25 protein-coding genes are annotated in these 23,878 nt (G+C 68.4%); 8 read left to right on the top strand and 17 right to left on the bottom strand.

Annotated elements, in window-relative coordinates:
- Nucleotides 1-66 precede the first annotated feature (66 nt).
- From V3391_RS05435 to V3391_RS05425, 3 genes are all read left to right on the top strand, one after another.
- The gene (locus tag V3391_RS05435) at nucleotides 67-981 is read left to right on the top strand and encodes a LysR family transcriptional regulator (RefSeq protein WP_332077385.1); all 915 of its coding nucleotides are present in this window, start codon (nucleotides 67-69) and stop codon (nucleotides 979-981) included.
- Between the two features lie 119 nt (nucleotides 982-1,100).
- Nucleotides 1,101-2,168 carry a D-hexose-6-phosphate mutarotase gene (locus V3391_RS05430; RefSeq protein ID WP_332077384.1) on the top strand — a complete coding sequence of 356 codons (1,068 nt, stop codon included), beginning with the start codon at nucleotides 1,101-1,103 and terminating at the stop codon, nucleotides 2,166-2,168.
- Nucleotides 2,169-2,348: 180 nt separating this feature from the next.
- Entirely contained in the window at nucleotides 2,349-4,478 is a 2,130-nt protein-coding gene (locus tag V3391_RS05425; protein WP_332077383.1) for a M13 family metallopeptidase, read from the top strand.
- Between the two features lie 94 nt (nucleotides 4,479-4,572).
- On the opposite strand, the gene V3391_RS05420 is transcribed toward V3391_RS05425, so the two are convergent.
- The 6 genes from V3391_RS05420 to V3391_RS05395 all read right to left on the bottom strand — a co-directional run bounded on the left by V3391_RS05420 (nucleotide 4,573) and on the right by V3391_RS05395 (nucleotide 10,115).
- A complete protein-coding gene (locus V3391_RS05420) occupies nucleotides 4,573-4,983 on the bottom strand; it encodes an OsmC family protein (RefSeq protein ID WP_332077382.1) in 411 nt (136 codons plus the stop codon).
- 69 nt (nucleotides 4,984-5,052) lie between these two features.
- A complete protein-coding gene (locus V3391_RS05415) occupies nucleotides 5,053-6,099 on the bottom strand; it encodes a hypothetical protein (RefSeq protein WP_332077381.1) in 1,047 nt (348 codons plus the stop codon).
- Entirely contained in the window at nucleotides 6,089-6,985 is an 897-nt protein-coding gene (locus V3391_RS05410; RefSeq protein WP_332077380.1) for a hypothetical protein, read from the bottom strand. The genes V3391_RS05415 and V3391_RS05410 overlap by 11 nt, the downstream gene beginning before the upstream one ends.
- Nucleotides 6,982-8,799, bottom strand: a complete 1,818-nt coding sequence (locus V3391_RS05405) for a DUF885 domain-containing protein (RefSeq protein ID WP_332077379.1) — start codon at nucleotides 8,797-8,799, stop codon at nucleotides 6,982-6,984. The genes V3391_RS05410 and V3391_RS05405 overlap by 4 nt, the downstream gene beginning before the upstream one ends.
- Before the next feature lie 72 nt (nucleotides 8,800-8,871).
- Nucleotides 8,872-9,471 carry a nitroreductase family protein gene (locus V3391_RS05400; protein ID WP_332077378.1) on the bottom strand — a complete coding sequence of 200 codons (600 nt, stop codon included), beginning with the start codon at nucleotides 9,469-9,471 and terminating at the stop codon, nucleotides 8,872-8,874.
- 137 nt (nucleotides 9,472-9,608) lie between these two features.
- Nucleotides 9,609-10,115, bottom strand: a complete 507-nt coding sequence (locus V3391_RS05395; protein WP_332077377.1) for a M48 metallopeptidase family protein — start codon at nucleotides 10,113-10,115, stop codon at nucleotides 9,609-9,611.
- Between the two features lie 74 nt (nucleotides 10,116-10,189).
- Between V3391_RS05395 and V3391_RS05390 the strand changes: the two genes are divergently transcribed.
- Nucleotides 10,190-10,726, top strand: a complete 537-nt coding sequence (locus V3391_RS05390) for a DUF2058 domain-containing protein (protein WP_332077376.1) — start codon at nucleotides 10,190-10,192, stop codon at nucleotides 10,724-10,726.
- Between the two features lie 76 nt (nucleotides 10,727-10,802).
- On the opposite strand, the gene V3391_RS05385 is transcribed toward V3391_RS05390, so the two are convergent.
- The 6 genes from V3391_RS05385 to V3391_RS05360 form a co-directional block, all read right to left on the bottom strand.
- Complete coding sequence (locus tag V3391_RS05385; protein WP_332077374.1) at nucleotides 10,803-11,168, bottom strand: glycine zipper 2TM domain-containing protein; 366 nt, start codon at nucleotides 11,166-11,168, stop codon at nucleotides 10,803-10,805.
- Between the two features lie 119 nt (nucleotides 11,169-11,287).
- On the bottom strand, nucleotides 11,288-12,088 hold the full coding sequence (locus V3391_RS05380; RefSeq protein ID WP_332077373.1) for an SDR family oxidoreductase: 801 nt from the start codon (nucleotides 12,086-12,088) through the stop codon (nucleotides 11,288-11,290).
- A gap of 81 nt (nucleotides 12,089-12,169) precedes the next feature.
- Nucleotides 12,170-12,412, bottom strand: a complete 243-nt coding sequence (locus V3391_RS05375) for a hypothetical protein (protein WP_332077372.1) — start codon at nucleotides 12,410-12,412, stop codon at nucleotides 12,170-12,172.
- A 13-nt stretch (nucleotides 12,413-12,425) separates the two neighbouring features.
- The gene (locus tag V3391_RS05370) at nucleotides 12,426-12,728 is read right to left on the bottom strand and encodes a YkgJ family cysteine cluster protein (RefSeq protein ID WP_332077371.1); all 303 of its coding nucleotides are present in this window, start codon (nucleotides 12,726-12,728) and stop codon (nucleotides 12,426-12,428) included.
- A complete protein-coding gene (locus tag V3391_RS05365) occupies nucleotides 12,725-13,393 on the bottom strand; it encodes a class I SAM-dependent methyltransferase (protein ID WP_332077370.1) in 669 nt (222 codons plus the stop codon). Before V3391_RS05365 ends, V3391_RS05370 begins: the two co-directional genes overlap by 4 nt.
- A gap of 160 nt (nucleotides 13,394-13,553) precedes the next feature.
- Nucleotides 13,554-14,600: an ROK family protein gene (locus V3391_RS05360; protein ID WP_332077369.1), complete on the bottom strand. Its 1,047-nt coding sequence runs from the start codon at nucleotides 14,598-14,600 to the stop codon at nucleotides 13,554-13,556.
- 105 nt (nucleotides 14,601-14,705) lie between these two features.
- Here V3391_RS05360 and V3391_RS05355 point away from each other — a divergent pair, with 105 nt between their 5' ends.
- The 4 genes from V3391_RS05355 (at nucleotide 14,706) to V3391_RS05340 (ending at nucleotide 17,364) form a co-directional block, all read left to right on the top strand.
- The gene (locus tag V3391_RS05355; protein WP_332077368.1) at nucleotides 14,706-15,332 is read left to right on the top strand and encodes a DUF998 domain-containing protein; all 627 of its coding nucleotides are present in this window, start codon (nucleotides 14,706-14,708) and stop codon (nucleotides 15,330-15,332) included.
- Between the two features lie 100 nt (nucleotides 15,333-15,432).
- Nucleotides 15,433-15,609, top strand: coding sequence for a DUF1328 domain-containing protein (locus tag V3391_RS05350; RefSeq protein ID WP_159681721.1), 177 nt, complete (start codon nucleotides 15,433-15,435; stop codon nucleotides 15,607-15,609).
- Between the two features lie 142 nt (nucleotides 15,610-15,751).
- The gene (locus V3391_RS05345) at nucleotides 15,752-15,997 is read left to right on the top strand and encodes a DUF2789 domain-containing protein (RefSeq protein ID WP_332077367.1); all 246 of its coding nucleotides are present in this window, start codon (nucleotides 15,752-15,754) and stop codon (nucleotides 15,995-15,997) included.
- A complete protein-coding gene (locus tag V3391_RS05340; protein WP_332077366.1) occupies nucleotides 15,994-17,364 on the top strand; it encodes an amidohydrolase family protein in 1,371 nt (456 codons plus the stop codon). The genes V3391_RS05345 and V3391_RS05340 overlap by 4 nt, the downstream gene beginning before the upstream one ends.
- Before the next feature lie 47 nt (nucleotides 17,365-17,411).
- On the opposite strand, the gene V3391_RS05335 is transcribed toward V3391_RS05340, so the two are convergent.
- From V3391_RS05335 to V3391_RS05315, 5 genes are all read right to left on the bottom strand, one after another.
- Nucleotides 17,412-18,716, bottom strand: coding sequence for a short-chain fatty acid transporter (locus V3391_RS05335; RefSeq protein WP_332077365.1), 1,305 nt, complete (start codon nucleotides 18,714-18,716; stop codon nucleotides 17,412-17,414).
- Nucleotides 18,717-18,883: 167 nt separating this feature from the next.
- Nucleotides 18,884-19,297 carry an MliC family protein gene (locus V3391_RS05330; RefSeq protein WP_332077364.1) on the bottom strand — a complete coding sequence of 138 codons (414 nt, stop codon included), beginning with the start codon at nucleotides 19,295-19,297 and terminating at the stop codon, nucleotides 18,884-18,886.
- 105 nt (nucleotides 19,298-19,402) lie between these two features.
- Nucleotides 19,403-19,825, bottom strand: coding sequence for an MliC family protein (locus tag V3391_RS05325; protein WP_332077363.1), 423 nt, complete (start codon nucleotides 19,823-19,825; stop codon nucleotides 19,403-19,405).
- A 400-nt stretch (nucleotides 19,826-20,225) separates the two neighbouring features.
- Nucleotides 20,226-22,568 carry a glucosylglycerol-phosphate synthase gene (gene ggpS / locus V3391_RS05320; RefSeq protein WP_332077362.1) on the bottom strand — a complete coding sequence of 781 codons (2,343 nt, stop codon included), beginning with the start codon at nucleotides 22,566-22,568 and terminating at the stop codon, nucleotides 20,226-20,228.
- Entirely contained in the window at nucleotides 22,565-23,833 is a 1,269-nt protein-coding gene (locus tag V3391_RS05315) for an MFS transporter (protein ID WP_332077713.1), read from the bottom strand. Before V3391_RS05315 ends, ggpS begins: the two co-directional genes overlap by 4 nt.
- Nucleotides 23,834-23,878: the final 45 nt, after the last annotated feature.

Genomic DNA, 23,878 nt, shown 5'->3' with positions numbered 1-23,878 from the left:
GTTACGCCTTGCGCGCCATGCGGGGAACGGAAAGAATGGAACACCATCCATTCCATTTATGACGCGATGAAGCTTCCGGATCTCGAAGCCTGGGCCATCTTTGCGCGTGTCGCGGAGCTGGGCTCGTTCGCCGCGACCGCCGAAGCGCTGGGCATCACCCAGCCAACGGTGTCGAAAGCCATCGCCCGGCTCGAGGCACGCATCGGTACGCCGCTGCTGCATCGCACCTCGCGCCGGATGACGTTGACGGCGGCAGGCGAGGATGCCGTCGAGCGTGCGAGCCGTCTGCTGGCCGAGGGCGAAGCGGTCGAGGCATCCGTGACCGCGCAGGCGGTCAGCCCGCGTGGCCACGTGCGCATGGCCGCGCCGATGTCGTTCGGCGTCGCCCATGTCGCGCCGCTGCTGCCGGCCTTCATGGCGAAGTTTCCGGACGTGACGCTGGAACTCGCGCTCAGCGACGAGACCGTCGACATCGTCGGCGGCGGCTTCGATCTCGCGTTGCGCATCGGCACGCTGGAGGATTCCAGTCTCGTCGCACGCCGGCTGTGCGGCGTGCGCATCCTGCTGGTCGGCGCGCCGGCGTATTTCGAACGCGTCGGTCGGCCGAAGCATCCGCGCGATCTGGGCATGCATCGCGGGCTGACCTATGCCTACGCGCGCTCGGGCGCCGCGTGGCGTTTCCACCACGCCCGGCACGGCGACTATTCGGTGGGCGTGCCGTCGGTGCTGCGCGCGAACAACGCCGAAGCCCTGACGCCCGCGCTGCTGGCCGGCGCCGGGCTCGCCCTGCAGCCTGAATTCCTGGTCTGGCGCGAACTGCGCCGCGGCGCGCTCGAAGTCGCATTGCCCGGCTGGCAGCCACCGGAGATCGCGGTGCACGTGGTCATGCCGCCGGGACGCGGCCGACCGGCGCGCGTGCAGGCGCTGGTCGATCATCTGGCCCGCAAGCTCGCGCAGGCGCCGTGGGCCTCGGGCGAGTGACGCTTCGGCCTGCACGGCGAACTTAGGCGCATCGTCCACGAGGGCGGGCAGGGCGGGAGACCCGCACTGGCCGCCGCGCGCCGTGCGCTACCCTGCGCCGGTTTCCCACGAGCCCTGCCATGCCCCGTGCCATCCGCCTGCCGCTGCTCTGCCTGATCGCCGCGCTCGCCGGTTGCGCAACCGGCATCCAGAACACCCCGCGTCCCAAGACCGATGCAATGACCGACTCCACCGCCATGACCGAAACCCGATTCACGACACCCGCCCGCTACGAAGACGAGGTCACCGCTGCCGGCGCTCCCGGCGCCGCGACGACCGCGATGGAGGTGGACGGCGTGCGGATCGGCACGTTCGCCGGTTATCCGGCGGTGCTGGTCGACACGGCCGATGCGCGTGCGGCGATCGCGCTGCATGGCGGCCATCTGCTGTCCTACGTGCCGACTGGTGGCGAGGACCTGCTGTGGTTGTCGCCGCGCCTGGCGGCTGTGCCGGCTGCGATCCGCGGTGGCGTGCCGGTGGTGTGGCCGTTCTTCGGGCGTCAGGGCCAGGGCGACGACGTGCCGTCGCACGGCTTCGTGCGGACCGTGCGCTGGCAGCTCGTCGCGGCCTCGCGTGATGCCGACGGCAGCGTGTCGCTGACGCTCGCGCCGCCGCCTTACGCGGATCTCGGTCTGGCGTTGCGCATGCATCTGCGCATCGGCACGACGCTCGAGCAGACGCTCGAGACCACGAACACCGGTGATGCGCCCGTCGCGTTCACCCAGGCCCTGCACAGCTACTTCCGGGTGTCCGATGTCGCCGACGTGCGCGTCGAAGGTCTCGACGGGCTGCGTTTCCTCGACAAGAACGACGGGTACGCCGCGCATGCGCAGACCGGCGACTGGGTGCTGGACGACGCGCGCGATCCGGGTCGCAGCGATTACATCTACGCCGATGCCGGCGGGCGCTATCTGCTCGACGATCCCGGCCTCGACCGGCGCATCGAACTCGTGACGTCCGGCAGTCGCGCGCTCGTGGTGTGGAATCCGGGCAAGGCGGCTGCGGAACGCAGCAGCGACATGAACGACGGTGCCTGGCGCGGTTTCCTGTGTCTGGAAGCCGCGAATGCGGGGCCTGACATCGTCCGTCTCGCCCCCGGTCAGACGCATGTCCTGACGCAGCGTGTCCGCGTGCTGCCGCGCGACTGAGTCGGCAGTAATTCGCCTCGGCGTCCGGAGTTCGCGCGTTCTTTCCGCGATTTCCCGCACCGCGAGTGCCATTCGTTGGGTCCGGATCAGGACGGCGTGCACGCCCGGGCCGGTATGCTGGGTGACCGGTTTCGCGTGCAACCGCGCGACCGGACCCGAACGAATTCCCGGAGATCGACCTTGAAGAAGACCCTGCTGTCCGCGGCCACGGCCGTCGCGCTGACGATGGCGGCCTCGGCCGCCATCGCCCACGACCACGAGCACGCCTGCCTCGACGACCTGTGCCAGCTGCAGTCGCTGTTCCAGGCCGACACCTCTGCCGCCGGCAGCGCCGAAGCGACCGTCGCCGCCAAGCGCATGGGCACCTGGGGCATCGACACCGCAGGCATGGACACCACGGTGCGTCCGGGCGAGGACTTCTTCCGCTACGTCAGCGGCAACTGGGCCAAGAACACCGAGATCCCGTCCGACAAGTCGAGCTATGGCGCGTTCCTCGTGCTGCGCGACCTGTCCGAAGCGCGCGTGCGTCAGCTGGTCGAAGGCTATCCGGCCGGCGATCCCGCCACCGACGGCGACCAGGCGAAGGTTGCCGCGCTGTACGCAGGTTTCATGGACGAGGCCGCCATCGAGGCGCTCGGCGCCAAGCCGCTCGCACCGAAGCTGGCCGCGATCCGCGCCGCCGACAGCCGTGAGGCGCTCGCGACCCTCATGGGCGAGAGCCAGGGCGACTTCGGCCGCAGCTTCTTCGGCCTGGGCGTGTCCGACGACCAGCGCGATCCCGATCGCTACACGCTCTACATGAGCCAGTCGGGCCTCGGCCTGGGCGATCGCGAGATGTACCTGCGCGAGAACTTCGCGCCGCAGCGCGAGCGCTACCAGGCCTACATCGCGCAGATGCTCGAGCTCGGCGGCTGGGACAACCCGCAGCAGAACGCCGAGGCCATTCTCGCGCTGGAGACCAAGATCGCCGAAGCGCACTGGACCCGTGCCGAGAGCCGCGATCGTGACAAGACCTACAACCCGGTCGAGCTGTCCGCGTTCGAGACCACCGCACCGGGCTTCCCGTGGGCCACGTACTTCGCCGCGGCCGGTGTGCCGCAGGCGCCGCGCGCCGTCGTGCGCCAGAGCACCGCGATTCCGAAGCTCGCGGCGATCTTCGGCGAGACCGACATCGCCACGCTGCAGGCCTGGCAGGCGTTCGGCACCATCGACAGCGCCTCGCCGCTGCTGTCGAAGGCGTTCTCCGACGCCCGCTTCGAGTTCCGCAACAAGTTCCTGTCGGGCCAGCCCGAAGAGCAGGAACGCTGGAAGCGCGGCGTGTCCTTCGCCGAGAACACGATGGGCGAGGCGATCGGCCGCGACTACGTGCAGCTGTATTTTCCGGCCGATTCCAAGGCCAAGATGGACGAGCTGGTCGCCAACGTGAAGGTGGCGATGGGCGCGCGTCTCGACCAGCTCGACTGGATGGGCGCCGAGACCAAGGCCGAGGCGCGCAAGAAGCTCGAAGGCTTCGGTCTGAAGATCGGTCACCCGGACACCTGGCGCGACTACAGCGGCCTGCAGGTCGCACGCGGCGACGTGTTCGGCAATGCCGAGCGCTCGATGGCGTTCGAGTGGGACTACCGTCGCAACCGTCTCGGCCAGCAGGTCGACAAGGGCGAGTGGGGCATGACCCCGCAGACCGTCAACGCCTACTACAACTCGGTCAAGAACGAGATCGTGTTCCCGGCCGCGATCCTGCAGCCGCCGTTCTTCGATCCCGACGCCGATCCGGCGGTCAACTACGGCGCCATCGGTGGCGTGATCGGCCACGAGATCATCCACGGCTTCGACGACCAGGGCCGCAAGTCCGACGGCGAAGGCGTGCTGCGCGACTGGTGGACGGCCGAAGACGCGGCGAAGTTCGAGGCCCAGGCCGCCAAGCTCGGCGCCCAGTACGAGGCCTACGAGTTCCCGCAGCTGCCGGGCATGCACATCAACGGCAAGGTCGCGATGGGCGAGAACATCGGTGACCTCGGCGGCATCACGATCGCGCTCGAGGCCTACCGCCGTTCGCTCGACGGCAAGCCCGCGCCGGAGCTCGACGGCTTCAGCGGCGAGCAGCGTCTGTTCATGGGCTGGGCGCAGGTGTGGCGCACCCTGTGGCGCGACGACGCGCTGCGTCAGCAGCTCGTCAACGGCACGCATTCGCCGGGTCACATCCGCGCGTTCGCCCCGCTGCGCAACGTCGACGCGTGGTACGACACGTTCGACATCACCGCGCAGGACGCACTGTGGATCGCGCCGGAAGATCGCGTCCGCATCTGGTGATCCACGCGGATCGCTGAGCGACGAAAAGGGCCGGAATTTCCCGGCCCTTTTCTGTTGGGGAGCCCGCCGGTATCTGGACCGACGTCCTGCGGACTCAACCGGTCAGCGCGCTCGCGATCCGCACTTCGCCCGTCAGCAGCTTGTGCACCGGGCACGCATTGGCGACCTGCAGCAGGCGCTCGCGCTGGTCCGCATCGAGCGGGCCGCGCAGCATGATGTGCCGCGCGATGTCGGTGCCGGCGGCCGGCTTGCCGTCCGGATCGAGCGCCAGTTCGACGTCGACACCTTCCAGTGGCCACTGCTTGCGCGCGGCGTACATGCGCAACGTGATCGCCGTACACGCACCGAGCGCCGACAGCAGCAGCTGATCGGGCGTCGGGCCGCTGCCGCCGCCGCCCAGCGATGCGGGTTCGTCGGCTGACCACTGATGACCGGTGCCGTCATCCAGCACGACATGGAAATCGGCGCCGTCGGTGCGGGCCGTGAGTCGGGCGCGTGCGGTCATTGTCGGGTCTCGGGTTGCGATGGATCCATTGAGTACAGGCTTGCGGGCAGTGCGGCGCGAAGCGAGCCGTTACGACCCCGGAGTTTCGGTCCTGAACGATGTTTCGAAGATCCGTCGACCTTCCTCTGCAATCTCCGTCCATTCCGCATCGCTGAATGCATCTGGCGGATACCGGTCCGGCCCATTGCGCAGCAGCGACTGGAACGTTTCATCGCGTGTTGCACCACCTCGTTCAACGCGGTCCTTGTCGACCACTGCCTGCAACGCAGCCATGCGCGGATCGACCGTGCGTGGCTGTTGAAACGCTAGCTGTTGCACGTACCCATAGACCTGGGCTGCCCGGCGATCCTCCGGATAGAGCGGGCCGCGACCATGCTGTGCGTCGGCATACGTGTGAAGCGCCTGGCGATCACCTGCCTGCACGGCATCTTCGAGATAACCCCGCGCGAGTGTCTGCCTGCGTTGCGCCTCCTTCGCATCGCGGATGATGCCGTCGCGTGTCTGGAATTCGGCCATCGCCAGCGATGGGTAGTCCTTGCGCGCCCCTGCATGTCCTGCGGCCGCTGCCCGCTCGAGCCATTGCGCGGATTTCTCGATCAGCGCGGGCGTCAGTGCGCTGCAGTCCGCAAAACCATCGACCCGTCCGGCGAATCTTCTCTCGACATTACCCCGTATGACCGCGTACGCGGGCGTGCCCTCGCGCTGTTGGAGCTCGAGAAGATCGTCCCGGTAACTCGCGAGCACCGACTGCGGCGTATCCTCACGCAGAATCCGGTGACATTCGGCGAGGCGCCGGCCGACGATGTAGGCCGACCCCGCATCGCCGGCATCCGCGGACGCGGCGAATTGCGCGACGACCTCCTGTCGCGTCATGCGCCAGGGGTCGGGCCCGTTATCGATTGTGTCGGTGACCATTGCCGTCAATTCGGGCGGCATGTCGGGCAGCGTGATTGCTTCGCGTATGCGCGCGATCTCGGATGTCGTTTCCGGTGCAGACGAGGGGGCATCTGCTGCTGCATGAGATGTCATGTCTGCATTGCGTTCGCCGCAGGCGGAGAGCAGCGCCATCGGCAACACCGCGGCAAACAGATACCGCTTCAGCATGTCATTGCGCATCCGCTCGCCCTCCGGACAGACCCATGATGCGTGCAGCCTGGGCCGCGGCCCGCTCGCGCTGCGAGGCCGTGGCCATGCCTTCCAGTTCGGCGGTCCGCTCGTTGGCTAGACTTTCGGGAATGCGCCTGAAGTCGTCGGTCGCCGCGTATGTCAGCCAGTAGGCCAAAGCCTGCTCGGGGTCGCGGGCCAGCCAGCCGTCGGCGGAATACGCCTTCGACGCCGCGAGCAGCGCCTCGGGCGCGCCGGAGCGGACCGAGCGAAGCAGGTAGGACCGTGCGCGCTCCCGACGCCGCTCGACTTCGTCGGCGTTTTCGATCAGTTCGGCCGGCGTGCGGAACTCACGGAAGGCGAGATCGGGATACAGCGCTGCCGCGCCGGGGTGACCGGCCTGGGCCGCCTGTGCGATGTAGTGGAACGCGTCCAGCGTCGGTGGGGTCGTGCGTAGGCTGTCGGTATCGGTGCACAACCGCTCGCCTTCCTGTTGCGCGAACAGGACCATATCGATGCTGCGCTCGTCGCCGAGCGGACGATCGCCGATGCGGATGTGCGTACCCGCCTGTGCGATCAGTTCCGCCATTCGTTGCGCTGCCCGGCCACTGGCGACGGGGCTGTAATTCAGACAGTGCGCGATCGCCTGGCCGAGGCGGAAGGCGGCATGGGCATCACCATTGGCTGCCGCCGCCTCGAGCTGCACACGCTGCGAGTCGAAGGGGCCGTCAGGAATCGCCGACCGGTTCGTGCCTACCGACGCGTCGCTTGCGCTGCCTGCAACATTTTCGGCTGAGACAACGCCCGCATCCGCATCGGTGTTTCTGACCAGCAAGGCGGCGACCAGCAACCCTGCGGCGACGACGCTGGCGCCCACGATTAAGCGCTGGCGTATCAACTCCGCTCCTGCACGATGAAGGCATCCACTTCGCGTTCCAGCAGTTCCAGCGGCACCACGCCGGTCAGCAGCACGCGGTTGTGGAAGGCCCGCGGGTCGAAGCGGTCGCCGAGTGCATCGCGCGCCTTGTCGCGCAGGCGCACGATTTCGAGCTGGCCGATCATGTACGACGTGGCCTGTCCCGGCATGACCACGTAGCGGTCCACTTCGGAGGCGGGGATGCCGTAGTCGATCGTCTGCTGGCGCGTCCAGCGCATCGCGTGCAGGCCGGTGTCGGCAACCAGGCGACGCGCGCGGAACAGTTCGGCGTCGAGCTGGCCGAGGCGGCCTTCGGGATCCCCCTCGTACCAACCTTCCTCGGCGGCGAGGCGTTCGGCGTACAGCGCCCAGCCCTCGCTGAAGGCGGAGATGCCCCCGAGCGCGCGCGTCTGGCGGAACTTCGGCAGCGCGGCGTTTTCGACCGACAGCGCGACCTGGAAATGATGGCCGGGCACGGTCTCGTGATAGACCAGCGTGCGCAGGCCGAAGCGGGTCAGGCGGTCCTTGCGCAGCGGCATCTGGTAGACGCCCGGACGCGAGCCGTCGAGCGGTGGCGCGGTGTAGCTCGCCGCGGCGCTGTCCCAACGATATTCGGGGTAGGGCTGGGCGATCACCGCCGAGCGCGGACGGATGTCGAACAGCGCATCGCTGCGACGCTCGGCGTCGCGCATCATCGTGTCGATGTCGGCCATGATCGCGGCGCGCCCGGCATCGTCGTCCGGGTAGGCGAGATCGACGCGCAACTGCTTGAGCCGCGCTTCCACGCTGCCGTCGCTGCGGCCGATCGAGCGCAGGATGGTGTCCATCTCGGCCTCGATGCGCGCGACTTCGCGCAGGCCGATCGCGTGGATCTCCTCGGCGCTCAACGCGGTCGACGTGAACCGCCGCAGCTGGAACGCGTAGGCCTCCGCGCCGTCGGGGAAGCGCCACAGGCCGGCATCGTCGGTCGTGCGCGGCAGCTGGCGTTGGAGCTCGGCGATCGCACGCGACCACGCGGGATAGACCCCGCTTTCGACCAGCTGCGTCGCCTTGTCGACGAGCGCCGCACGCGCGGACGCATCGATGGCCTCCACGGTCTGCAGGCGCGTGTCGAAGGTCGCCACCAGCGGATTGCGCGCAGGCGCGTCGGCGATGAAGCGGCGCATCTGCGCGATCGTCGCTTCGACGATAAAGCGCGGCGGCAGCACATCGCGCGCGGCGAGTTCGGCTGCACGCGCGGTGGATTCGTCCATGCGCGATTCGAACTGCGACAGCCGCGCGAGATAGCTGTCGGCGTCCGCGGCGGTGCGCAGCGGATGCACAACGGTCATCAGGTTCGGCAGATTGACGTTGGCACCGCTGAACTGCTGCAGCGGAAACCCGTAGTCGTCGAAGCGGTCGCCTTCGACGAGGTTGCGCAGCTGCCAGTCCATCAGCTCGGCGGACACGCGGTCGGTGTCGCCCATCGATGCACGGTCGAGCGCGGACAGTTCGGTCAGGCCGCGCTGCGCGAGCGCGATCGTCTCCGCGCGGAAAGCCTGCGTCTGCGGCGTGAGTTCGCGGTCCATGCGCGCCTGCTCGGCGTCGCCGAAGTAGCGGCTCGCGGTCGAGGCCGACGGCTGGCGTCGCATCCATTCGTCGGTGAAGCGCTCGAAGAAGAGCGAGGCCTGCGTGGCTGATCCGACACTGGCGCGCGCGTCGGCCGGTTCGCCGCGTTGCACGGGCGCGCATGCGGTGAGCAGGCAGGCGCCAGCGAGCGCAAGCACAAGAGACGCGGGACGGATCGGCAGGCGCATCGGAACTCCGGATGAGGCAAGGCCCTGCGATTCTACGCAGGGCCTGGCGATGACCGGAATGCGCGGCGGAGATCAGCCGTGGACGCGGAACCGGATCGCGTCGTCGATGAAGGTCTTCTCGCCGAAACCGGCTTCGTGCGAACCGAACGGCATCTGCGCGCGCAGGCGCCATGTCGACGGAAGGTCCCACTCGGCCGCGACGGCAGCGTCGGGCAGCGGGTTGTAGTGCTGCAGGCTCGCGCCGATGTCCGCTTCGGCGAGCGCGGTCCACACGGCGTACTGCGCGATGCCGCTCGCGTGCTCGGACCACACCGGGAAGTTGTCGGCGTAGAGCGGGAACTTCTCCTGCAGCGCCTGCACCGTCGCGGTGTCCTCGTAGAACAGCACCGTGCCGGCGCCGGCGGCGAAGCCGTCGAGCTTGGCCTTGGTGTCGGCGAAGCCATCGGCCGGCACGATCTTGCGCAGCGCGTCTTCGACGAAGCCCCAGAACTTCAGGCTCTCGTCGCCGAACAGGATCACGGCGCGCGAGCTCTGCGAGTTGAACGAGGAGGGCGCCTGGCGCACGGCTTCCTGGATCAACGCAGTGGTGTCGGCCTGCGACAGCGGCAGTGACTTGCCGAGGGCGTACTGGCTGCGTCGGCGGGTGGCGGCGGCGATGAAGGCGTTGGACATGGCGGAGACTCGTGGTGGACGGATCGATGCCGCGTAGGGCGGCCTGTTCACAAGTCTGGCGACGTATCACGGATAGAACGACCCGGAGTATCGGGAAGGATCGTTGCATATGGATCAACGATCGTGCCGCGCCTCGTTCAGCGCTGCGTGTGCTCGGGCATCTCCCGATGCATGAGATACAGGCGCAGATCGAACTCCAGCTGGTGGTAGTCCGGCGACATGTGGGTGCATAGATTGTAGAAGGCGCGGTTGTGGTCGCTCTCCTTCAGATGCGCCAGTTCGTGCACGACGATCATCTCGAGAAACGCGGCCGGCGCCTCGCGGAACACGCTGGCGATGCGGATCTCGCGATTCGCCTTCAGCCGCCCGCCCTGCACGCGCGAGATGGTCGTGTGCGTGCCCAGCGCATGCTTGAGCACCTGCAGCTTGCCGTCGTAGATCGCCTTGTGCAGCGGTGTGGACTGGCGCAGGTGCCGGTCCTTGAGCGCCTGCACGTAATCGTAGAGCTGGCGATCATTGCGGATCGAATGCGGATGGGGATAGCGGCGGGCGAGGTAGTCGCCCAGACGTCCGTCATCGCGCAGTGCGCGCACACGCATCTGGACGTCGGCCGGATAGCCGGCGAGATAGGGCAGGGGATCCATCGGGGCACGATAGCGCCGGAGCGGATATCGCGCAGCCGGTATCATCGACGTCCGAACACCGTGGACGATGTGGCATGCGCAATCCGCTGCAGGAACAGCTGTTGAAGGCCGGTCTGGTCAAGAAGGGCAAGGTCGCCGAGATCGCGCGCGAGCAGACGAAGGCGCGACACGGCAAGCAGCCCACGGCCAAGACCGACTCCCAGCGCGAGGCCGAGCGCCTGCGCCAGGAGAAGGCCGAACGCGATCGCGCGCTCGCGCAGGCACGCAACGAGGAAGCCCGCGAACGCGAGCGTCGTGGCCAGGCGCGGCAGCTGATCGCCGACCATCAGGTCAAGTCGGCCGGTGAGCGCGGGTATCGCTTCGATGTCGACGGCGGCATCCGCAGCGTCGTCGTCGACGACGCACAGGCGCGTCAATTGGCGAGCGGTGCGCTGGTGATCGCGCGTCTGGATGCCAGCTTCGTGCTGCTGCCGCGCGCCGTCGTCACGCGCGTGCGCGAACGCGATCCGCGGGCGATCGTGCTCGACCACGGCGGCGACACGCCGGCGCAGGGCGGTGATGACGGATACGACGATCCGAAGTATGCAGTGCCGGACGATCTGGTCTGGTGACACCGCGCATACGCGAACGGGCCGGCACATTGCCGACCCGTCCGGGTGTTCGATTTTCAGGAATATCGACGCTTGATCAGCGACGCACGCGCTCGCAGTGGGTTTCGACGACGCGGTTGCCGTTCGCTTCCTGACGGTTGCCCTGCACGTTGCGCCCGATCGCGCCACCTGCGACGGCGCCACCGACCGTGGCCAGCTTGCGGCCGTTGCCGCTGCCGATCTGGTTGCCCACCAGGCCACCGATCACGGCACCCGCGGCAGTGCCGGCGACGCGGTTCGGGTCGGAGGAGTTGCGACGCACTTCGACGTCGTTGCAGACCACACGGCTGCCGTCGTTGAAGCGGCGTCCTTCGTCCTGCGGGCCGTAGGTCTGGGCGTGGACGAGACTCGTGCCGGCCAGCGACAGCAGGCCCAGCGCGGCAAGGGTACGGATCGGCTTCATGGATGTTCTCCGTGCGGATGACAGAGCCGCATGCTTGCAGTCGCGCGCGCAATCGCAGGTGAAAAACGCGGCGGTTCGCGACGGCGGTTCAGCGCCGGGGGTGCAGCGTGACGCCGGCGTTAGGCGTACTGCATCTTGCGCGACATGCCGCCATCCACGACCAGGTTCTGGCCGGTGATGAATCCCGCAGCGTCGGAGAGCAGATGCACTGCGAGCGAGCCGATGTCGTCGGGCACGCCGGCGCGGCCCGCCGGGTGCTGGCCGTGGTCGCGTTTCGAGAGTGTGGGCTTGCGACGCGCCGACGGCTTGCGCCAGTCGTCGGTGACGATCCAGCCCGGACTGATCGCATTGACCCGCACCTGCGGGCCTTCGCTGATCGCCAGTGCATGCGTGAATCCGGCGATGCCGCCCTTGGCCGACGCATAGGCTTCGGTATGCGGCTCGGACTGCAGCACCCTGCTGGACGCGATGTTGACGATCGCGCCGCGCGCTTCGCGCAGCGCGGGCAGCGTGTACTTGCTGCACAGGAAGGTGCCGGTCAGATGCGCGTCGATGAAGCGTCGCCAGTCGGCCAGCGACAGCGTCGAGACGTCATCGATCACCGGATCGGCAGGTCCTGCGTTGTTGACCAGACCGTCGATGCGTCCATATGCCGCGAGCGCCCTGGACACGAACGCACGCACCGAGGCCTCGCGCGCCACGTCGAGCGGCAGGAAACGGGCGCGGTCGCCGACATCCCATTCGACGAGGCAGGCCTTGCCGGCATCGCGATCGAGATCGCCGATCACCACGCGTCCGCCGGCGCCCAGCACCGCCTGCGCAATCCCGCGCCCGATGCCCTGCGCGCCGCCGGTGACCAGCACCACGCGATCGCGCAACGGTGTGGCATCGAAGGGTCGGATCGGCGGCGTCAGCGACATGTGGGCGGCTCCTGGATGTCAGGCCCACAGGATAGGGACACGTGCATCGCCGCGCCGTCGTCGACGCGACGGCAGCGGAGTTCAGCTCGCGCGGCGTTTGCGCGGCGCAGCTTCGGCCGGCGGCGCGGCAGGCGCGTCGATGCGGGTCAGGGTGCGCGTGTTGCCGAGCACTTCGATCTTGCCGCCCGACTTGCGGAACGAGGCCAGATCATCGGCGATGCGGTCGCTGGTCAGCGATGCACCACGTTCGTTGGGTTTGCGCGCGCCTGCGAACAGGTGACGCGTGTCGGACTGCGGGGGACTCGGGGGTTTGGTGCGGGACATCCGGTGGACTCCGTCAATACATCGCCAGCGGGATGCCGCGACTGCCACGCTCGATGTAATCGGCGCGGATGTCGCGGCAGTAGGGACCATCCATGACGAATCGGCGGCACACGTCGGGACGGCTTTCGTAGATCGAACAACACATGCGGGCGCTGTCGATGGCGACGCACCAGCCCTCCTCGTCACGCGCCATGACCGGCAGCCCGGCGTCGGTGACATCGGTGAAACGCGCCGGGACGACATCGCCCGGTTGCAGTACCACCGTCAGGCGGCAACACACCGCATCGCAGCGGTCGCAGTCGGCGCGCGCGCTCATTGCAGGCGGCCCATCGCGCGGCGGTAATGCAGGATGCGACCGCGCGGCAGGGCGTCGGCCTCGTTGTCGATGCCGGCGCGCGACTCCTGCAGCGAGAAGCCCTGCGCGTCGAGCAGCCGGCTCAACGCCGCGCTGTTGCCGCGGCCCGGGTCGCTGATCACGACCTCGGCGCTCGGCTGCGCATAGCGCTCGACCACGTCGGCCAGCAGCGCCGCATGCGTGCGCTCGTACAGCACGTCCGACGCGATGATCATGTCGAACCGCCCCAGCGTGGTGAGCGCGACGTCCCAGCGCATCTGCCGGTAATGCACCGCATCCAGCGCGTTGAGCGCCGCGTTGTAGGCGAGGAATCCTTCGGTCAGCGGGTGGATATCCGATGCGACCACGATGGCGCCGCGACGCTGCAGCACCAGACTCGACAGGCCGATGCCGCAGCCGGTCTCGAGAATGCGTTTGCCAGCGACATCGGCGCGTTCCATCGTCTGCGCCAGCAGGCGACCCGACGGCCACAGCTGGCCGAACAGGGACCACTGCGCCGACGAAATACCCAGGTCCGCGCCATGACCATCGGGATCGGCGAACTGCTGCAGATCGCCGAGCACGCGCAGGCGGTAGTCGTGTTCACCGACCTGGACGTTCACGATACGGGTGGAATAACCGGGCACGACGCTTCCTGTGAGCGGAGCCCCGAACGGGGCGGTCACGCGGGAGAGAAAGCGAGGCGGGCGACGGCTCAGGTCGCGCGGAGCGCACGGATCGGGCGCGGCCCGAGGATCGAGCATAGCACCCGGGGGCGCCGGCCCGGCCCGGTGCACGCGCTGCGGTTCAGGCGCGGCGGTTGGTGTAGCTGGCGTTACCCAAGCCGGTACCGATGGTCAGCACGCCCCAGCGCTCGACGGATGCCATGCGCGGGCGCTCGCTCAGCCCCTGCACCACGGCATCGTTGTGCAGCAGGACCAGCGGCGCGCGCGTACCGATGCGGTCCAGCCGCTGTTGCAGCACGTCCGCGAGGCGGAAATGCTCGGCCTCCCAGTCGCCGGGCAGGTTCTGCGCGCCGTGCAGGATGCGTCCGTCGACGTGGATCTGCCCGGGGCAGGCGATGCCCACGAACGGCGCCAGCCGCAGTCCCAGCGTGCGCGCGTGCGCGATCAGGCCATTGAGCATCGCCGCCATCCGGGTCACCGCGTCCTCGCGATCGGGCGATTCGGTGGCATGGCGCCACTGGCTGCGTTCGAGCACGCGGGCGCGGCTGCCGTCCTCGCGCTGGTCGAACCGTGGCGCCACGATGCCGCAGCGGATGTTGGTGCCGCCGATGTCGACCGCGAGGAAGGCGTCGTGCCGATGCGTCGCCGCCGGGGCGAGCGGCACCCAGCCGAGCAGGCCGGCATCGTCGCCGTCGTGGCGCAGCAGCGACAGGTCCACGCCGCTGCGCGCGAGCTTGAGCAGACGTGCGGCGCGGCGCACCGACAGCGCGCCGACGCGGCTGCCGGGAAACCCGCCGCCGATGACGATGCGGCGCACGCCGTGCCAGTCGTCGGTCGCCAGAAAGCCGCGTACCACACCGGCGAGCTGGTGCGCATGATCCTCGACCGCCGCGTGCACGAGGTGCGCGGCATCGGCGTCGCCGCCGACCAGCACCAGATCGATCTCGCTTTTGGAGATGGCGTGGGTCGCCGTGCGGCCGAAGGGGTCGCGGCGTCCGGTGAAATGGTGCCGACGCCGCGCATCGAGAAACCGGCGGAACGCGGTCTGGCTCGCGCGATCGCCGAGAAACCCGTCGCCGTCGGGATCGCGCAGGGGCAGGTTGCAGCTGTCGATGCGCAGATCGGGCAGGCGGATCGCGGCGTGTCGGTTGCGGGTGTCGCGCGGCATCGGAGCACGGGATCTACGGAGTGGTGCGCATCGTCACGGGTGCGCGGCTAGCGGAACGTGACGGCTCCGGTAGCATGCGTCGCGAAGTTCCGACGCCCGTTCCCGATGTCAGCATTTATCGATCCTGCGCAGCGCCTGGCGCTCCATCGCGCTTGCCACGTCGCGACCGCGAGTCTCGCCGTCTTCGTCGCCGCGGCCATCGCGCTGCATCTGCTGCGGTCCGAACTCGATCCCGTCGCCAGCCAGATGAGCCTGTATCTGATCGGTGATTGGGGGCCGTTGCTGCAGATCGCCTACATCGCGCTCGGCATCGGCATGGTCGCGCTCGGCTGGGCCTTGCGCGAAACGCATGCGCCGCCCGCCCGCAGCGCGGCGGCGCTGCTGCTGTTCGCGCTCGCGGGCACCTCGCTGTCGATCACCGCGTACGCGTGGATGGACATGCCGGGCGTGGACCGGTCACTGGAGGGCCTGATCCATGGCGTGTCCGCGCAGGGCGCGTTCCTGTTCGCGACGACCGGCATGGTGGTGCAGGCGCTCGGCTTTCTGCGCGATCCCGCGTGGCGCCGCACTGCGCGTTGGGCGTTGCCGTGGGCACTGCTGTGTTTCGCGTCGGTCTGGGTGCTCGCCGCCTGGCGCGATGCACCCCGCGGTCTCACGCAGAAGACCGTAATCGTGCTGATTCTCGGCTGGATGTTCTGCGTGCTGCGCGCGCTCGCCCGCCGCGTGCGCTGACGCGATGCAGGCGTGCGTTCACGCGATCCGCACCGCATGCGGCGGAAGATTTCGGCCACTGGCGACGTGGATTCGCGTCGCCCCGCAAGGAGAACGTTTCATGATCAAGTGGGCCATCATTTTCGCAGTCATCGGCCTCGTCGCCGGCGCGCTCGGCTTCAGCGGTATTGCCGGTGGCGCGATGGGCATCGCGAAGTTCCTGTTCTGGGCAGCGGTCATTATCGCTGTCGTGCTGTTCGTGCTGGGCCTGACGGTCGCCAAGAAAGTCGCCAGTTAGTCCGTACTGCTGCACAGGTGTCGACCGAACCGCCCGCATGCCGGGCGGTTCGCGTGTCCGGCATCCGGAATTCCGCGTGCGCCTGAAACGGCGTTGACGCAGGCCGCGTTAGGCTCGGTGCACGACCAACCTGGAGTGCATCGTGGAATCGACCGTCCATCCGTTTTCCGAACTCTTCGCCCAGTTGGGCCTGCCGAATGACGAGGCCTCGATCCGCGCCTTCATCGCCGAACACGGTCCGCTGCCCGACGACGTGCGCCTGGAAGAGGCGCCGTTCTGGAGCGATGCGCAGGCGCAGCTGCTACGCGAAGAGCGCATCGAGGACGCCGACTGGATCGTGGTGATCGACCAGCTCAATGTCGCGCTGCATGCGCGTCCGTCCACATGAGGTGGTGGCACGGCCTTGCCGCCACGAGTCTGCTGCTGGCCGGCGCGGCGCAGGCGCAGACGACCCCGGATGCCGGCGCTGCGGGCACGTTCGCATTCGTCGACGTCGACGTGCTGCCGATGGACCGCGACGTGCGGCTGTCGTCGCAGACGGTGGTCGTCCGCGACGGCCGCATCGCCGCGATCGGCCCGCGCGACGACATCGACGTGCCGGACGATGCGACGCGCATCGACGGCGCAGGCCGCGTGCTGATGCCGGGCCTCGCCGAATTCCACGGCCACGTGCCGGGCGGCGACGATCCGGTCTATGTGCAGGACACGCTGGACCTGTATCTGGCGAACGGCGTCACGCTGGTGCGCAACATGTCCGGCGATGTTTCACATCCCGAACTGCGCGCGCGCATCGAACACGGTGAGGTCAACGGTCCGACGATGGTCGTCGCCAGCCCGTGGCTGCGCAGCCGGGATGCAGACGAAGCCGTGCGCGAGGTGCGTGCGCATCACGCCGCCGGCTTCGATCTGGTCAAGATCGGCAGCATTCCGGCCGATGCATATCCGCGCATGGCCGAGACCGCGCACGCGGTGGGCATTCCGTTCGCCGGCCATATTCCCGAGGGCGTGCCGCTGGATGTGGCACTCGATGCGAAGCAGGCCTCGATCGATCACTTCGACCGCTACGTCGAGTTCCTGGTGCCGCCAGGCACCGAGACCGGCGACCGCGACGCGGGCTGGTTCGGCAGTGGCTGGGTGCAGTGGGCCGATCGCGGACGTATCGACGAGGCCGTCGCACGCACGCGTGCGGCCGGCACCTGGAACGTGCCGACGCTGACCCTGGTGGAACACATGGCCTCGCCCGAAACGCCCGAAGCGATGCTGCAGTGGCCGGAGATGCGCTACATGCCGGCGTCGGAGCGTGAGCGCTGGCGCCGTGCGAAACACGAGTACGCGGCGCGCGACACCTTCCAGCCCGATGCCGCGCAGGCGCTCGTCACGCTGCGACGTGAGCTGCTGAAGGCATTGCACGACGGCGGCGCGCCGATCGTGCTCGGCTCCGACGCGCCGCAGTTCTTCAACGTGCCCGGTTTCTCGATCCATCGCGAGATGGCGATGATGCAGGCCGCCGGTCTGACGCCGTACGAGGTGCTGGTCACCGGCACGCGCAACGCGGCGCAGGCGCTCGGCACGCCCGATGCGTTCGGCACCGTCGAAGTCGGCCGTCGCGCGGATCTGGTGCTGCTGGCCGGCGACCCGCGCGAAGACCTGTCGCATGCGCAGGCGCCGCTGGGCGTCATGGCACGTGGCCACTGGTGGCCGCGCGACGCGCTCGCTGCGCGACTGGCCGAGATCGCGGAGCGTCACGCGGAGTGAATCAGGACCCGCCGCGCGTCATGCGCGCGGCGGCTCTGCAGCAACGATCAGAGCAGCAGGAACACTAGGCCGATGATCACGCCGGATGCGAACAGCAGCATCAGGCAGTACCCCATGATGTCCTTGATCTTGAGCCCGGCGATCGCGAGCAGGGGCAGGGCGAAGAACGGCTGCAGCATGCTGGTCCACGCATCGCCCCAGGCCACCGCCATCGCCACGCGCGGCAGATCGGCACCCAGCGCCTGCGCGGCCGGAATCATCACCGGCGCCTGCACCGCCCACTGGCCGCCGCCCGAGGGTACGAACATGTTGATCAGGCCGGCCGACAGGAAGGTCCAGAACGGCAGGCTGCCGGCGCTGGCGAAGGACACGAACCATTCCGACATCGTCGTCGCCAGACCCGAGCCAACGAGGATCGCCATGATGCCGGCGTAGAACGGAAACTGGATGACGATGCCCGCGCCGCCCTTGATCGCTTCCTGCAGCGCGGCCAGCAGCCGGGCCGGCGTGCGATGCAGCACGATGCCGAGCATCAGGAACCCGTAGTTGACGATGTTGAGGTTGAGCCCGCCGCCGGCGATGAAGTGGTCGACGAGGAACACCAGACCGGCGACACCGACCGCGACCGACAGGATCCAGCCGTGTTCAAGACGCTCGGCCGGGCTGGATTCCTGCGCGAGCACCGGCGGCTCGGGATCTTCGGGCGGGGTAAACAGCACGGCGTCCTGGTCGGACGGCGTCATTGCGCGGTTGATCAGTGGAATCGCAATCACCAGCAGCGCGACGATCAGCAGATTGAACGGCGCGAAGATCGTCTCCGACGTCGGAATCAGACCGATCGCTTCCTGCATGAAGTGGCCTTCGGTGGCGATCGTCAACGGAATCGAACCCGACAGTCCGCCGTGCCAGATGATGAAACCCGAGTACGCGCTCGCGACGAGCAGGCGGTAATCGACCTTGACGAAGCGTGCGACCTCACGCGCGAACAGCGCGCCGATCACCAGGCCGAAACCCCAGTTGATCCAGTTCGCCGCCATCGCCACCAGGGTCACGACGACGATCGCGTTTTTCGGCGTGCGACAGCGCGAGGCCATCCAGGTCAGGCCGCGTTTGACCGGCGGCGTCTTGGCCAGAATGAAGCCGGTCACCAGCACCAGCAGCATCTGCATCGAGAAGCCGAGCAGCTCCCAGAATCCGGTGCCCCAGTAGCGGACGAGTTCGAGCGGCGGAGTCTGTTCGATCGCGAAGGCGGCGATGAAAGCCAGCGCGGTGAAGATCAGGACGAAGACGTAGGCGTCGGGCAGGAACCGTTCGACTAGTCGGACGGACAGGCGCGTGGCGCGCTGGAACATGGCGGGTACCGTCGTGGAAAACGACCGCCCAGCTTAGCGGCGCACCCACCCGATGCCTGCTGGACCATGGTCTACCTGCCTGCCACGAAACGGAACGCGCGCCTGCCTGGAGGCGCGCGTCCACACCTACAAGAAACACATGCGCGCGTTCGCGCGCACACGGAGACTCAGACCGGCGCCGCGGGCGAACCCGTGCAGGTGCGGTCGGGATGATCGGGGCGCGTCAGCAGCGCATCTTGTGCACCGCGTGTCCACAGCACCACGCCGGCGTCGTCGACGTATTTCGTGCCCGACGCCGCTTCTTCTGTCCGCAGGACGTACGTGGCGCCGTCGACCGCGACGCTGACCTGGCCGCGGCCATCGAACGTCGCATCGACCGGGGTGCCTTCGCAGTCGTAATGCATCACCTGCGGCAGTGGCGCCGCATCGGTGCTCGGTGTTTCCGGAGCGGGAGCCTGTTCTTCGGTACTGCCGCTTGCCGGCGGCGTCGCCGCATCATCGGCGGGCGGTGCTTCTGCCGGCGAACACGCCGCCAGCGACAGGCCGATGGCCACAGTGAACACGGGGGTGAACCAGCGCATGGTCGTCTCCTTGCCTTGGGTGGATCGGATCGACGCGTGGGGGCGAGGAGGGGCGTGGCGAGCATATCGCCTCCGTTTCCCGGAGGCGATGAATGCGCCGATGCGTCAGTAGACGCGGGCGCAGTTGCGCTCGTGCTGGCCCTGGAGGGTCAAGCGTGCCTCGTCGGTACCGTGGCTCCAGAACACGTTGCCGTCGGCATCGGCGAAACGATCGCCCTGCGCGGTCTCGGCACGCGGCAGGTCGAGCGTCACGCCGTCGACGACGAACTGCACGCGGGCGTCGTCGCCTGCGCCTTCCTGGGCGAGCGTGATGCGCGTGCCCTCGCAGTCGTAGTTGATCGTGTTCGACGGCTCGGTCTCGGCATCGCGCGCGGCGAGCGAACCGGTCGGCGGTGCCTCTTCCGCAGGCGCGGCGGCAGGCGGCGGAGGCGGCGGGGTGTCCACGGCCGGCGATGCGGGCGTCGATTCGCCGCTGCAGGCGGCCAGTGCGAACGTGAGCAGGAGAGCGGTGGCGGGTGCTGCGCGCATGTGGCGTCCTCTTCGAGTCGGGCGCCGGCGTGGTGCCGACAGGTCACCGCAGGCTAGGGAAGGCGCAGTGAACGGAGAGTAGCGTCGCCGAAGCGACGCTGGTTCTACGCAGGATGGGTGGAGCGCAGCGAAACCCATCGTTGCTTTCATCCAGCGTATCTCCAGCCCTGAAGCTGCGAGGAAGCGCGGGACTTCAACTTGTTCCGTCAGTCGTTCCCTCACCCGACGCGCGATGCGCGTCGACCCCGGATCAAGTCCGGGGCAGGCGCTCTTCCGGAGGGAGAGGTGCTGGATTCACGCGATGCGTCTGGAACGGCGCGTCCGATGCAGTGGAACGCGAGTCCCACGCAACACGCGGAAGCGCTTCGCACATGCCTGCGCGAAGCGCTCCCGCATCCGCTCAGGCGGCGAGTCCACGCATCGCATAGCGATGCTGGTCGGCGCCGCTGCCGGCAGTCTCCACGGCGGCGAGGAAATCGCGGCCCCAGCGTTCGACGTCGTAGTAGTGGACGATGTCGAACAGCTGGCGCTGGCGGCCGACGGCTTCGTGTTCCGGCATCGACAACGCCTGGCGCAACCCGGCGACGAGATCGGTCAGATCGTGCGGATTGGTCAGCACCGCGCCCTTGAGTTCGGCGGCGGCGCCAGCGAATTCCGACAGCACCAGCGTGCCCGAGGAGCCTTCGATGCCCTGCGCGGCGACGAACTCCTTGGCGACCAGATTCAGGCCGTCGCGCAGCGGTGTGATCCACATGATGTCGGCGGCCGCGTAGTGCGCCAGCACCTCTTCGAACGGCAGGCCTCGTGCGAAGAAGCGCACGGGTGTCCAGTCGAGCATCGCGTAGCGGCCGTTGATGCGACCGACCGCCTGTTCGATCTGCGTTTGCAGTTCCCGGTAGACGGTCATCTCCTTCGCCGCCGGCACGCACACCATCAGCAGGTTGACCTTGCCGCGCAGATCCGGCTGTTCGGTGAGCAGACGCTCGAACGCGAGCAGTTTCTCCAGCGTGCCCTTGGTGTAGTCGAGCCGTTCGACCGACAGCACCAGCTTGCGGCCGGAGAACTCGCGTCGGATCTGCTCTAGGCGCACGCGCACGCGCGGATGCGCCAGGCCGGTCTCGATGCGCTTGATGTCGGTGCCGACCGGATGCGCGCCCAGGCCGACGACGCGATCGCCGACGCGGATGCGCGTCGTGGTCTCGTCCAGACCGACCGCGCATCCGTAGGTCAGGAAGCGCGGCGCGCAGCCTTCGCGTTCCAGCACTTCGGTCGGCATCGCACCGCGCACCACGTCGACGAAGTTCTCGACCTGGCGCGGGATGTGGAAGCCGATGTAGTCGCACTGCAGCAGGCTGCCGAGGATCTCGCGGCGCCACGGCACCACGTTGAACACGTCGGCCGACGGGAAGTAGGTGTGGTGGAAGAACGCGATGCGCACGTCCGGGCGCAGTTCGCGCAGGTAGGCCGGCACCATCCACAGGTTGTAGTCGTGCAGCCACACGGTCGCGCCGGGCGCGGCTTCGGCCGCGGTGGCCTCGGCGAACTTGCGGTTCACCCGCAGGTAGATGTTCCAGTCGTCCTCGCTGAAGCGCGCGCGCTCCCAGAACGTGTGCAGCATCGGCCAGAAGGCTTCCTTCGAGAACCGCTTGTAGAACGCGTCGACCTCGGTCTGGGTCAGCGGCACGCGCGCGACGGTGAGGTCGGGATACGCATCGGGATCGACCGGCGTGCGCGTCTCGAACTTGCCGAGCTTGGGATCGTCGACGCTCCACGCGACCCACGAACCTTTCTGGCCGCTGCCGAAGAAGCCGAGCAGGCTCGGGATGATGCCGTTGGGCGACGTCGGGCGGCGGCGCTTGCGCTGGCCGTCCTCCACGTATTCCTCGTAGGGCAGACGGTGATAGACCATCACCAGATCCGACTGGCCGGTGCTGCGCTCGATCGTCTGGCGCAGATACGGATCGTCGGAGTCGAGCAGATCGAAGTGCGTGATCGCTTCGAGAATGCCGCCGCAGCCCGGCGCCTGCGCCTGGAACACGTTCGACAGCTGGTCGGTGGCCTTGACGAGTGCGGGCTCGGATTCGCCCACGCAGACGCCCTGGAATCCGGAGGTGTACATCGACAGATCGTTGAGCGTGTCGCCGGCGACGAGTACGCGATCGCGCGGCAGCTCGAGATGGTCGGCGAGCGCGGCGAGCGTGCGGCCCTTGTCGGTGTCAGGCGGCAGGATGTCGAGATAGCGGTCGGCCGAGTACAGCACCGAGCAGCCGAGCTTGCGTACGGTGGCTTCGATCTCGCCGCGGATGCCGGCCAGCGCGTCGGGCTCGCAGAAATAGGAACAGCGGCGCTCCTGCGGCACGTCCTGGCGCACGAGGCCGTTGAAGCCGGCCATCGCATCGGCCACCGCGCGCTCACCCGGCCAGCGACGGTCGATGCGCGTCTGCAGGGGCTGGATCGGCTGCAGCGTGTGGCCGTCGACGACGGTGCCGCCGACATCGCAGATCACGTAGTCGGGGCGCGGCAGGCTGGGGTCGGACAGCAGCGGCATGACGGCTTCGAGGCCGCGGCCGGTGACGAAGGTCAGGCGGATCTCGGGGTGGCGGTCGACCAGACGGTAGAGCTGCTGGCGGTGCGCGGGCGAGCCGGCGAGGAAGGTGCCGTCGAGATCGGTCGCGAGCATGAGTCGCGGGACGAACGGGGTATTGGCGGGGGTGAGGTCTGTGTTGGTGGATTCCTGAGTCAACGTGGGTCCTTGTGGTGCGGATCGGAAAGGTCGGGGCCCTCGGGTGCGGGGCCGGTTTCGGGCAGCAGTTCGAGTGCGGACGGGGTGGTGCGCAGCATCGGGTGGAAGACGGACGGATGCTCACGGTCGCGACGACGGATCAGGCGACGGCCCGCGGCGATCACTGCCAGTACGCCGAGCACGATCGCGAACGAGGCGGGCAGGGCGGACGGCCCGAACCGCACCATCGCGGCGCCGGCGAGTGCGGGGCCGATCGCCGAGCCCACGCCGTTGAGCAGCAGCAGGCTCGAGCAGCCCGACAGCGTGTCCTCGACCGGCAGATGGTCGAGCAGATGCGCGACACACAGCGGGTAGATCGCGAACGCCACGCCCCCGAACAGGAAGAACAGGCCGAACAGCGCGACATGCGACCGGTCTGCGGCGAACATCATCGCCACGCCGATCACGGCCGCGATCGCGCAGATGATGGCCAGCGTCGTGCGGCGATCGCCGCGATCGGACGCGCGGCCGATCGGCCATTGCAGCAGCGCGCCGCCGAGGATCGTCGCGCTCATCAGCGCCGCGATGCCCTGCAGATCGAGGCCCAGGCCGGTAGCGTAGACCGCGCCCATGCCCCAGAAACCGCCCATCGCGACGCCTGCCAGCAGCGAACCACTCGCGGCCGCCGGCGCCGCGCGCCACAGCGAGGCCAATGCCAGTCGCGGCACGGCCGGCAGTGTGGGCTGCACCATGCGGCTGGCGACGACCGGCAACGCCGCGACGCAGATGAAGATCGCGACGACGCTGAAGAGCACGAACGTCGACGGATCCATGAAGCTGATGAACCACTGGCCGGCGGCCAGTGCCAGCAGGTTCACCGCCATGTAGACCGCGAACACCTGGCTGCGCTTGTCCGGCGGCGCCTGCACGTTGAGCCAGCTTTCGATCACCGTGTACAGGCCGACCAGGCCGACGCCGGTCAGCACGCGCAGCGCGCCCCAGGCCCAGGGATTCACGAACACCGGATGCAGCAGGATCGCGGCGGCGACCAGCGCCGAGTAGAACGCGAAGGCGCGGATGTGGCCGATCCGCTGGATCAGCCCCGGCGCCAGATACGTGCCGAGGAAGAAGCCGACGAAGTAGCCCGACATGATCAGGCCCATCGTCTGGTCGTCGAAGTTCTCGATCCGGCCGCGCACCGCCAGCAGCGTGCCCAGCAGGCCACTGCCCATCAGCAGCAGGGCGACGCCGGCGAACAGCGCGGCAAGATTACGGACGACTGGAATGGCAGACCTCCGGCAAGATCAGCGAAGGTCCGAAATTATAACATA

Origin of the sequence: Luteimonas flava, assembly GCF_036584485.1 — a bacterium.
Classification (GTDB): Bacteria; Pseudomonadota; Gammaproteobacteria; order Xanthomonadales; family Xanthomonadaceae; genus Luteimonas; species Luteimonas flava.
The sequence above is the reverse complement of the archived record's forward strand: the minus strand, read 5'-3'. Positions and strand labels throughout refer to the sequence as shown.

Bases quoted from the DNA above. Each gene is read 5' to 3' on its own strand.
- V3391_RS05435 (WP_332077385.1), top strand. From the start codon at position 67: ATGAAGCTTCCGGATCTCGAAGCCTGGGCCATCTTTGCGCGTGTCGCG.
- V3391_RS05430 (WP_332077384.1), top strand. From the start codon at position 1,101: ATGCCCCGTGCCATCCGCCTGCCGCTGCTCTGCCTGATCGCCGCGCTC.
- V3391_RS05420 (WP_332077382.1), bottom strand. From the start codon at position 4,983: ATGACCGCACGCGCCCGACTCACGGCCCGCACCGACGGCGCCGATTTC.
- V3391_RS05415 (WP_332077381.1), bottom strand. From the start codon at position 6,099: ATGCGCAATGACATGCTGAAGCGGTATCTGTTTGCCGCGGTGTTGCCG.
- V3391_RS05405 (WP_332077379.1), bottom strand. From the start codon at position 8,799: ATGCGCCTGCCGATCCGTCCCGCGTCTCTTGTGCTTGCGCTCGCTGGC.
- V3391_RS05400 (WP_332077378.1), bottom strand. From the start codon at position 9,471: ATGTCCAACGCCTTCATCGCCGCCGCCACCCGCCGACGCAGCCAGTAC.
- V3391_RS05395 (WP_332077377.1), bottom strand. From the start codon at position 10,115: ATGGATCCCCTGCCCTATCTCGCCGGCTATCCGGCCGACGTCCAGATG.
- V3391_RS05390 (WP_332077376.1), top strand. From the start codon at position 10,190: ATGCGCAATCCGCTGCAGGAACAGCTGTTGAAGGCCGGTCTGGTCAAG.
- V3391_RS05385 (WP_332077374.1), bottom strand. From the start codon at position 11,168: ATGAAGCCGATCCGTACCCTTGCCGCGCTGGGCCTGCTGTCGCTGGCC.
- V3391_RS05380 (WP_332077373.1), bottom strand. From the start codon at position 12,088: ATGTCGCTGACGCCGCCGATCCGACCCTTCGATGCCACACCGTTGCGC.
- V3391_RS05375 (WP_332077372.1), bottom strand. From the start codon at position 12,412: ATGTCCCGCACCAAACCCCCGAGTCCCCCGCAGTCCGACACGCGTCAC.
- V3391_RS05370 (WP_332077371.1), bottom strand. From the start codon at position 12,728: ATGAGCGCGCGCGCCGACTGCGACCGCTGCGATGCGGTGTGTTGCCGC.
- V3391_RS05360 (WP_332077369.1), bottom strand. From the start codon at position 14,600: ATGCCGCGCGACACCCGCAACCGACACGCCGCGATCCGCCTGCCCGAT.
- V3391_RS05355 (WP_332077368.1), top strand. From the start codon at position 14,706: ATGTCAGCATTTATCGATCCTGCGCAGCGCCTGGCGCTCCATCGCGCT.
- V3391_RS05350 (WP_159681721.1), top strand. From the start codon at position 15,433: ATGATCAAGTGGGCCATCATTTTCGCAGTCATCGGCCTCGTCGCCGGC.
- V3391_RS05340 (WP_332077366.1), top strand. From the start codon at position 15,994: ATGAGGTGGTGGCACGGCCTTGCCGCCACGAGTCTGCTGCTGGCCGGC.
- V3391_RS05335 (WP_332077365.1), bottom strand. From the start codon at position 18,716: ATGTTCCAGCGCGCCACGCGCCTGTCCGTCCGACTAGTCGAACGGTTC.
- V3391_RS05330 (WP_332077364.1), bottom strand. From the start codon at position 19,297: ATGCGCTGGTTCACCCCCGTGTTCACTGTGGCCATCGGCCTGTCGCTG.
- V3391_RS05325 (WP_332077363.1), bottom strand. From the start codon at position 19,825: ATGCGCGCAGCACCCGCCACCGCTCTCCTGCTCACGTTCGCACTGGCC.